6 protein-coding genes and 1 pseudogene are annotated in these 9,435 nt (G+C 65.6%); 4 read left to right on the plus strand and 3 right to left on the minus strand.

Going from position 1 to position 9,435, the window contains the following annotated elements; translation table 11 throughout:
• The first annotated feature begins 162 nt into the window (after positions 1 to 162).
• From CR105_RS28990 to CR105_RS18915, 3 genes are read left to right on the plus strand one after another with little or no spacing between them, the layout of a single operon-like run.
• On the plus strand, positions 163 to 483 hold the full coding sequence (locus CR105_RS28990; RefSeq protein ID WP_229414014.1) for a phytochrome family protein: 321 nt from the start codon (positions 163 to 165) through the stop codon (positions 481 to 483).
• A complete protein-coding gene (locus CR105_RS18910; protein ID WP_229414012.1) occupies positions 377 to 2,371 on the plus strand; it encodes an ATP-binding protein in 1,995 nt (664 codons plus the stop codon). Before CR105_RS28990 ends, CR105_RS18910 begins: the two co-directional genes overlap by 107 nt.
• A gap of 7 nt (positions 2,372 to 2,378) precedes the next feature.
• The gene (locus tag CR105_RS18915; RefSeq protein ID WP_099791024.1) at positions 2,379 to 2,834 is read left to right on the plus strand and encodes a response regulator; all 456 of its coding nucleotides are present in this window, start codon (positions 2,379 to 2,381) and stop codon (positions 2,832 to 2,834) included.
• A gap of 126 nt (positions 2,835 to 2,960) precedes the next feature.
• Here the strand turns inward: CR105_RS18915 and CR105_RS18920 are convergent.
• From CR105_RS18920 to CR105_RS18930, 3 genes and pseudogenes are all read right to left on the minus strand, one after another.
• A pseudogene (locus CR105_RS18920) lies at positions 2,961 to 4,433 on the minus strand (response regulator); the annotation flags it as partial.
• 197 nt (positions 4,434 to 4,630) lie between these two features.
• Complete coding sequence (locus CR105_RS18925) at positions 4,631 to 6,889, minus strand: PhoX family protein (RefSeq protein ID WP_099791026.1); 2,259 nt, start codon at positions 6,887 to 6,889, stop codon at positions 4,631 to 4,633.
• A gap of 374 nt (positions 6,890 to 7,263) precedes the next feature.
• Complete coding sequence (locus CR105_RS18930; RefSeq protein ID WP_099791028.1) at positions 7,264 to 8,880, minus strand: methyl-accepting chemotaxis protein; 1,617 nt, start codon at positions 8,878 to 8,880, stop codon at positions 7,264 to 7,266.
• Between the two features lie 194 nt (positions 8,881 to 9,074).
• On the opposite strand from CR105_RS18930, the gene CR105_RS18935 reads away from it, so the two are divergent.
• Positions 9,075 to 9,435: substrate-binding domain-containing protein (locus tag CR105_RS18935; RefSeq protein WP_180288238.1), on the plus strand; the 361-nt coding region annotated here is incomplete at its 3' end.

A 9,435-nucleotide genomic window follows, 5' to 3' on the forward strand; every position in this document is an offset into this window, starting at 1 on the left:
GTCGATTTGCTGATCGGCCAAGCGCGCCGCGTTGGGCGGGCACAACACTGCTAATTGTCGTGCGGCGCGTCAATTAATTTCCCGCTAAAATGCCGTTCCCGCAACCTTCAGTGTTGGCGCACTGACTGATCGATGAACCAGGCCACCCCTGAAGTTTCCGCGATGGACTTGTCCAGCTGCGACAAGGAACCAATCCGCTTTCCAGGCAGCATACAACCGCATGGTTTCCTGCTCTGCCTGTCGGGCCAGCTGTCTGTGCTACAGGCCAGCGACAACCTCGCCGCGCACACCGGCGTGGCCGCCGAGCGCGCTGTCGGCCAGCCGCTCGCCGCCGTCATCGGCAATGAAGCGGCGCGCATGCTGGCGGCCGAACTGCATGGACAAGATCGGCACGCGCCCCAGCTATCTCGGCACCATCAGCCTGGCCAATGGCGCCAGCTTCGACGTGCTCGGCCACGGCTACGACAGCCTGCTGCTGCTTGAATTCGAGGCGAGCGAGCGCGGCGCGCAGGCCGACTTTCGCCACCTGTTCCCGCTGGTCAGCGAATTTCTGCTCGCGCTGCCGTCGGCCGCCACGGTCGGGGCGATGAGCGAACTGGCGGCGCGCCAGATCCGCAGCCTGACCGGCTTCGGCCGGGTGATGGTGTACCAGTTCGACCAGGACGGCAACGGCCACGTGATGGCCGAGTGCCGCACCGACGGCTACCCGTCCTATCTCGGCCAGCGCTTCCCGGCGTCGGACATTCCGCGCCAGGCGCGCGAGCTGTATGTGGTCAACCGGATCCGCCTGATCCAGGACGCCAACTACACGCCGGCACGGCTGGTGCCGGAAACCAATCCGCACAGCGGCCGGCCGAACGACCTGTCGTTCGCCGCGCTGCGCAGCGTCTCGCCGGTGCACCTGCAATACATGCGCAACATGAACACCTTGGCGTCGATGTCGATCTCGCTGATGGTCAAAGGCCAGCTGTGGGGCCTGGTTTCGTGCCACAACGCCGAGCCGTGCCCGCTGGCCTTCGACAAGCGCAGCGCCTGCGAGCAGCTCGGCCAGATCCTGTCGCTGTCGATCGAGTCGCGCGAGGATGCCGCCCAGCTGCAGTTTCGCCTCGACGTGCGGCGCGTGATGGTGTCGATGCTGGCGGGACTGACCAACGGCGCCGACTTCATCGACAACATGAGCAGCGTGTTTCCCGACCTGCTCAAGTTTGCCCGCGCCGGCGGCGTGGCGATCGTCGTCGACGAGCGCGTCATCAGCTATGGCGAGGCGCCGTCGCACCAGCAGATCGGCGAGCTGGTCGCCTGGCTGAACCTGCACAACCATGACGACCTGTTCCACACCGACAAACTGTCGGCGCAGTACGCGCCGGCCGCCGACTTTACCGATGCCGCCAGCGGCCTGCTGGCGATGCCGATTTCGCGCATCCATCGGCACTACCTGCTGTGGTTCCGCCCGGAAGTGGTGCACACGGTCGATTGGGCCGGCAATCCGCATGCCAAGGACGCCGGCCCGAGCGCGCAACTGACGCCGCGCACCAGCTTCGCCACTTGGCGCGAGACCATCCATGGCACCAGCGCGCCGTGGCACAACGGCGAGATCGAACTGGCGCTCGAGTTTCGCACCGCCTTGCTCGGCATCGCGCTCGAGCGGGCCGAGCAGATGGCCGAGCTGGCCGCCGAACTGGGCCGCTCGAACAAGGAACTCGAGGCGTTCTCGTATTCGGTGTCGCACGACCTGCGCGCGCCGCTGCGCCACATCGTCGGCTTTTCCGACCTGTTGATGACGTCGGCGGCCGACGCCGACGGCGCCACGCGCAAGCGCTTCCTGGCCAACATCAAGGATTCGGCGCGGCTGGCCGGCAAACTGGTCGACGACCTGCTGAGCTTTTCGCAGATGGGGCGCGCCGCGCTGCGCCCGGTCGCCATCAACATGGGCGAGCTGGTCAAAGGCTGCATCGACAAGCTGTCGGCCGACGTCGGCGCGCGCCACCTGGAGTGGCAGGTCGGCGCGCTGCCCGGCGTGCGCGCCGACCCGGCATTCCTGCAGCTGGCGGTGCTCAACCTGCTGTCGAACGCGGTCAAGTTTACCACTGGTAAAGACCCGGCGATCATCCGGATTGACGCCACCGACGCAGCCACGGAAACGGTTTTTCGCATCGCCGACAATGGCGCCGGCTTCAACATGGACTACGTCCACAAGCTGTTCGGCGTGTTCCAGCGGCTGCACCGGATGGAGGACTTTCCCGGCACCGGCATCGGCCTGGCGAACGTGCGCCGCATCGTCGAACGCCACGGCGGGCGGGCGTGGGCCGAGTCGGCGCCAGGCCAGGGCGCGACATTTTATTTCAGCATCCCCAAAGAATTAGCTATCTAAGGCATTCATGTTAAAGCCCATCCTGTTGGTCGAGGACAATCCACACGACCTGGAACTGACCCTGATCGCGCTGTCGAAAAGCCAGCTTGCCAATGAAGTGGTGATCGCGCGCGACGGCGCCGAAGCGCTCGATTACCTGATGTGCCGCGGCGAGTTCAGCAATCGCCAGGCCGGCAACCCGGCCGTCGTGCTGCTCGACCTGAAGCTGCCGAAGGTCGATGGCCTCGAAGTGCTGAAGGAAATCCGCAATACCGCCGGCTCGCGCAGCATCCCGGTGGTGATGCTGACGTCGTCGAAAGAGGAGCAGGACCTGCTGCGCAGCTACGAGCTGGGCGTCAATGCGTATGTCGTCAAGCCGGTCGACTTCAACGAATTCGTCCGTGCCATCGCCGACCTTGGCATTTTCTGGGCGGTGCTCAACGAGCCGCCGCCAGGCTCGCAGCGCTACATCAAGCCGAAGTGAGCGGGACCGGGCGGCGCAGCAGGTGGCGGATGCGGGCGCTGAGCACGTCCGCGCTGTAGGGTTTTGCAGCAGGTTGACTGCCGCGTCGACCTTGCCTTCATGCGTGAGCACCCCTTCGGCGTAGCCTGACGTAAACAGCACCTGGGCGCTGGGCAGCATCGTGCGCACGTGGTCGCGCAGTGCCAGGCTGCTGATGGCGCCGGGCATGATGACATCGGTAAATACCAGGTCGAGGTGGACGCCGCTGTCGACCAGTGCGACGGCGCTGGCGCCGTCTTGCGCGCACAGCACCTGGTAGCCGAGCGCCGACAGCAGGTCGGTCGTCGCGGCGCGCACGTCCTCCTCGTCCTCGACCACGAGGATCGTTTCGATGCCGCCGCCAAGCGGCGCGGCGGCGATCTCGACCACCGGCGCGGGCGCGTCGGCACTGCGTTGCAAAAAGATCTGGACGCTGGTGCCGTGGCCCGGTTCGCTGTTGAGCAAGATGTCGCCGCCGGACTGTTTGACGAAGCCGTACGCCATCGACAGGCCCAGGCCCGTGCCCTGGCCGATCGGCTTGGTGGTGAAGAACGGCTCGAACGCGCGCTCGAGCACGGCGGCCGGCATGCCGGCGCCGCTGTCGGCCACTTCCAGCATGACGTAATTGCCCGAGCCGACCTGCGCCAGTGCCGGCGCGCCGTGGGCAACGTTGCGGGCGCGGATGGTCAAGGTGCCGCCGTCGGCCATCGCATCGCGCGCGTTGATGACCAGGTTCACCAGTACATTGTTGAGCTGGCTCGGATCGACGGTGGCGCTCCACAGGTCGGCGTCGATGTCGCTGACGACGGTGGCGCGCCGGCCAAGCACGTGCCGCATCATGTCTTCCATGTTGCGCAGCATGGCGGCCAGGTCGACCACCACCGCCTGCAGTGGCTGGCGGCGGGCAAACGCCAGCAGGTGCGCGGACAGCTTGGCGCCGCGTTCGACGCCGGCGAGCGCGGTGTCGATGCGGCTGCGCGCGCCGTCGGAGACACCGCCGAGCAGTTTGATCAGCTGCAGGTTGCCGCCGATGATCTGCAGCACATTGTTGAAATCGTGGGCGACGCCGCCGGTCAGCTGGCCGATCGCTTCCATCTTTTGCGCCTGGTGCAGGGCCGACTGGCTCGCCGCCAGTTCCTGCTGGCTCAGGCGCAGCGACACAAAGGCGGCGTCGCGTTGCCGGCGCGCCACGAACGCGTCGTGGTGATAGCGCACCCGCGCCGCCAGTTCGCGCGGATCGGGCCACTTGACGAGGTAGTCGTTGGCGCCGGTGGAAAATGCCTTGGCCTTGATGTCGGCATCTTCCTCGGACGACAGCAAGATGACGGGGATGTGCTCGGTTTCCGCATCGGCGCGCAGGCGCCGGATTACCTCGAAGCCGTCGACGGCCGGCATGCGCAGGTCGACCAGCACCACCGTGGCCAGCACTTCCTTGGCCAGCTCGACCGCGCGGGCGGCGTCGCAGTCGTAGCGCAGCCGCAGGTTCGGCAGCGCGCGCAAGCTGTGTTCGATCAGCGTTTCGGCGAACGACTCGTCGTCGATCAGCAGGACCGAACAGGGGTGCAGGTGGTCTTCAAACATCGAGGCGGGTGTCGTCGGCAGGGTTCGGGCCGAATGCTGGTTGGTGACGCTGGGAATTCTACATGAGCAAGCATCATTTTCTGTTCTGGTTCTGCAACGGTGCGGGGGGTGGGCAAGAGCGGTCGAATTGCCGGTCGGAATGAAAAAAAGGGCCGCTGCGCGTTGACGCTGCGGCCCTTTCGATTCAGACGCGAGACTTAGCTGCCGATGCGCCCGCCATCATTCTTGGTAATGACGATGGTGGCCGAACGCGGCCGCTTGCCGGCGCCGTAGCCGGCGTTCGACGGCCACTGGCTGGTGTACTTCGCCGGATCGGCCAGGTTGGCCTGGTCGGTGTTCTCTCCAGGGTGCTGGATATTGATGAACATCGACTTGCCGTCGGGCGTCTCGCACAGGCCGGTAATTTCGCAGCCGACCGGGCCTACCAGGAAGCGCTTGAGGGTATTGGCCGTCGGCGCCTTGCCGACGAAGGTGTCGACGTCGAGCGTGCCGCCGGCCGCCTTCGGATAACTGAGCGTCTGCTTGGCGCCGTCGCCGACCTGGCCTGGCAGGGCGGCGAGCATCATGCAGTTCGTCACGTCGGTGTAGGCGCCATCGTCGGTCTGGAACCAGCAGATGCCGGTGTACGGGCTGAACACCAGCCCGTCCGGGCTCGAGAAGTCCTGCTCGCCGGTCAGCTTCGACAGGTTGACCATGCTCTGGCTGGCGCCCGACTCGGCGCCGAACAGGTACACGTCCCAGCTGAAGGTGGTGGCGGCGTTGCCGCCGGCGCCTTCCTTCATGCGCACGATGTGGCCATTCGGATTGCCGGCCTGCACGCTGGTGCCCTTCAGGTCGGTGTAGGCGCGCGGGTTGGGGCCGTTCGGCGCCACTTGCGACGAACCGCTCGGCTCGGCACGGCGGTTGCTGTTGTTGGTCAGCGCGAAATACACTTCGCCATTGGCCGGATTGACCGAGCACCATTCCGGCCGATCCATCATCGTCGCGCCGACCGCATCGGCGGCCAGGCGCGCGTTGACGCAGATGTCGGCCTGGCCGGCAAACTTGTACGCAGCGAAGCCGGCGATGGCCGCATTGCTCATCGACAGCTCGATCCACTGGCCGCTGCCATCGGCGGCGTATTTGGCCACATACAGCTTGCCGCTGTCGAGGTATTTGTCGCCCACTGCCAGCCGGTCGACGGCGGTGGCGTCGGCCACGCTCCACAGCGCGCTGGAGACAAACTTGTAGACGTATTCGTTGCGCGAGTCGTCGCCCATGTACACCACCAGCGGCTGGCCGACGGTGGCCGGGCCGAAGGCGGCGCTTTCATGCGCATAGCGGCCAAGGGCAGTGCGCTTCTTTGCCATCCGCGTCTTGTCGTAGGGATCCATCTCGACGACGAAGCCCATGCCGTTCATCTCGTTGCGGTAGTCGTCGCTGCCGTCGAGCGAGGCGCCCAGCTTGCTGTTGTTCCAGCGCGCGTACTTGTCGTCGGCGCCGGCGCTTTCCCAGCCGTGGCGCGACGTCGCGCCCTGGGTGCGGCCGTAGCGCTTGAGCGAGACGACGCTCTTGTCGTTGCCGCGCGCGGCATCGTCGGCGGCGCCGCGGGTGAAGTAGCCGTTCCAGTTTTCTTCGCCCGTCAGGAACGTGCCCCATGGCGTCTTGCCGGTGCCGCAGTTGTTCAGCGTGCCGCGCGTGCGGGTGGCGGTTGGCGCGTACTTGGTCACCAGCAGCGCGTTGCCGCGCGCCGGGCCGCTGATCTCGACTTCGCTCAAGGCGGTGATGCGGCGGTTGAACGACGAATCCTTGACGTAGCTCCAGGCGTTGCCTGTCTTGCGCACTTCCACCACGGCGACGCCGTGGATGGCCGTTTCCTTGTCCACTTCGACGGCCGGGCGCGGCAAGGTTCGGGTGCCGCCGTTGGCGTGCAGGAAGAACGACGACAGCGTCTGGTCGGTCGTCGCTTCATGGTTGATGGCGAGCAGGGCGCGGTCGACCGAGGTGACCGAAGGCAGGCCGGCAGCGGACAGGCCGAACAACTCCATGCCGTCGTGGTGGTCGCCGGCGCGCGTTTCGAAATCGCTGTCTGTGCCGTCGTTCTTGTAGGCGGCGGTGGCGGCCGTCAATGGGTCGCCCAGCGCGTAGACGACGCTGGCGGTGTAACCGGCCGGAACGACGACGCTGTCGGCCAGGCTTTTCGATACTGCGCCGAAGCCGAGCAGCACCTCGGCCGGCACCGGCGGCACCACCGGCACGACCGGCGCGGTCACCGCCGGCGCGTCGTCGCCGCCGCATGCCGCCAGGCCAATGCCGCCGAACAGCGCGGTGGCCGCCGACGCCATGCCGCCCCTGAGCACGGAACGCCGGCTGAGGCGGGCGTCGAGGACTGCGCTGAAGTTTTCATTTCCCGATTCGTTGCAGTTGTCGTCATCCGGATCGGTGAGCGATCGGGAAAAGTCATTCAGTTTGTTCATGTGCGATTTCTCCGGTGTTGATGGGTGGGGTCAATTCCGGGAGGAGTCTACGGTCTGAATGTGACGGGCTTGTTACGTCGCGTGCAGGCGCGGTGGCTGCAAAGCAGTTTCTTGATTAACGGCGAGTGGCTCGACGACATACGATTTGCAACCGTCTCATGCGGCGGCGCAGTGGTGGGCATCGAGCCTGCGGCCACTGCCTCGTTTCGTCTCAAAATGCCTCGTTTTGCCTCGTTTGCCGATCCACCGAAGCGTCGGCTCTCATAGGGGAAAGCGCGAAAATGCCGAAAACGCGCGAGGCAGAACGAGGCAAAGCGAGAAAAAACGAGGCATTTGGGCTGGCAGCGACCCGCCGCGCCCGCGCCGAGCCAGGCTTAGCCGTTGACCAGTGCCGGGCGCGGGCGATCGCGGACGGCGAGCACCGGGCCAATCTTGAACACGCTGACGGCTTCCTGCAGGCCGCTGGCCTGGCGCTGCATCGCGTCGGCGGCGGCGGCCGCTTCCTCCACCAGCGCCGCGTTTTGCTGCGTCACCGAATCCATGTGCGCGATGGCGTCGTTGATCTGGCCGATGCCGATGTTCTGTTCGCCGCTGGCAAGCGCGATGTCGGCGATCAGCGCATTGACTTTCTGCACGCTGCTGACGATGTCGTCCATCGTGCTGCTGGTTTCGCCGACCAGTTTGCTGCCGGCGTCGACGCTGACGACCGACTCGCCGATCAACTGCTTGATTTCGCGCGCGGCAGCGGCCGAGCGCTGGGCCAGGTTGCGCACTTCCGAGGCGACGACGGCGAAGCCGCGGCCCTGTTCGCCGGCACGCGCGGCTTCGACCGCGGCATTGAGCGCCAGGATGTTGGTCTGAAACGCGATACCGTCGATCACGCCGATGATGTCGACGATCTTGCGCGACGATGCATTGATCGAGCCCATCGTCTCGATCATCTGCGCCACCGCCGTGCCGCCGCGGCGCGCCACGCCGGCGGCCGCGTCGGCCAGCACGCTGGCTTGCTGGGCGCTGGCGCCGTTCTGCTGCACGGCGCTGGTCAGTTCCTCCATCGACGACGCGGTCTGCTCCAGCGAGCTGGCCTGCTCCTCGGTGCGGGCCGACAGGGCGTAATTGCCCTGGGCGATTTCGCCCGACGACACGCCGATCGCATCGGTTGCCTGCCGCACCTTGCCGACGATCGACGCGAGGCTGTCGTGCATCCGCTTGAGCGAGGCGAGCAGCATGCCGATCTCGTCGTTGCCGCGGGCGTCGATGTGCAGCGACAAATCACCTTCGGCAACGCGCCGTGCGATGTTGACCGCCTCATTCAACGGGCCGGTGATCGAGCGCACCAGGCCGATCATGATGACCGCGCCAAGCGCCGCCGTTACTGCCAGAATCGACGCCAGCTGGAGGCTCGCGGTGCGCTGCGCCGTCGCTTTTTCGGCGTCGAGCCGCGCCGTCACGGTGCGCACGCCGGACTGGATGTGGACGACGATGTCGTCGATTTTCTTGGTCGGCGCGCGGTCCATGCCCTTGACCAGCCCATCGACGATCTTGAAGCTGTCGTTGTTGGCGCTGTCGTATTGCTTCAGCGCCGCCAGATACCTGGTGCCCAGTTGCGCGTGTTCGGCAATCGCCTCGTCCACCAGCGGCGAGCGCATGTCGAGCCGCTCGAGCAGCAGCCTGGTCCTGGCCAGGCTGGCGCTGGTCTTGTCGGCCGTCTCCGTGAACGACCTGGTGTACTTCTCGAGCTGCACCGGATCGTTGCCCCGCAGCAGAATGTTCTTCCATTCCTGCACCTGGATCTTGAAAAGGACCTGGGCATTGCGCGCCGTATCGACCGCGTCGGTCAGCATCGCCGCCTGTTGCATCGCCTGTGCGCCGCGATCGTTGGCTGAGCGCAGCGCCTGCCAGCCGCCCAAACCGGTAATCAGCAAGGCCAGGGCGAAAAAGCTCCCGAGCACGCCAAGGCGCTGGGCGATTGTCAGTTTGTTCAGACTCATGGACGGCTCTTTCGAAGAATAGTGAGCGGATTGTTGCGCCGCATCATGATAATGACCGTAAGCAACACAAATTGGAATGGGAATTTGACGTCCAGGACAAATTCGCAACAGTTCAAACGCTGTGGCCGTCATACACCCGTCATATTCGCGCTTTAGACTCGGCACGTTTCAAAACCTAACCACACAGGAAAAAAATGAAAATCAAGTTGATGTTGAAGTCGGTTGTCGTTGGCGTGTCCGCCATGGTGGCAATGTCGGGCGCACTGGCCGCCGACATGACCGGTGCCGGCGCGACCTTTCCGTACCCGATCTACGCCAAGTGGGCCGAGATGTACAAGGCCAGCACCGGCAACGGCCTGAACTACCAGTCGGTCGGCTCCGGCGCCGGCATCAAGCAGATCAAGGCCAAGACGGTCGACTTCGGCGCTTCCGACATGCCGCTCAAGGCAGAAGAGCTGGCCGCCGAAGGCCTGGTCCAGTTCCCGGCCGTCATGGGCGGCGTGGTGATGGTGGTGAACCTGCCGGGCGTGACGCCTGGCCAGATGAAGCTGACCG

It is taken from the genome of Massilia eurypsychrophila, from assembly GCF_002760655.1.
In the GTDB taxonomy this organism is placed as follows: domain Bacteria; phylum Pseudomonadota; class Gammaproteobacteria; order Burkholderiales; family Burkholderiaceae_D; genus JAFCUW01.

What these genes read in the sequence shown, in the direction of transcription:
- CR105_RS28990 (WP_229414014.1), top strand. Translation starts at nt 163, where the DNA reads ATGGACTTGTCCAGCTGCGACAAGGAACCAATCCGCTTTCCAGGCAGC.
- CR105_RS18910 (WP_229414012.1), top strand. Translation starts at nt 377, where the DNA reads ATGGACAAGATCGGCACGCGCCCCAGCTATCTCGGCACCATCAGCCTG.
- CR105_RS18915 (WP_099791024.1), top strand. Translation starts at nt 2,379, where the DNA reads ATGTTAAAGCCCATCCTGTTGGTCGAGGACAATCCACACGACCTGGAA.
- CR105_RS18925 (WP_099791026.1), bottom strand. Translation starts at nt 6,889, where the DNA reads ATGAACAAACTGAATGACTTTTCCCGATCGCTCACCGATCCGGATGAC.
- CR105_RS18930 (WP_099791028.1), bottom strand. Translation starts at nt 8,880, where the DNA reads ATGAGTCTGAACAAACTGACAATCGCCCAGCGCCTTGGCGTGCTCGGG.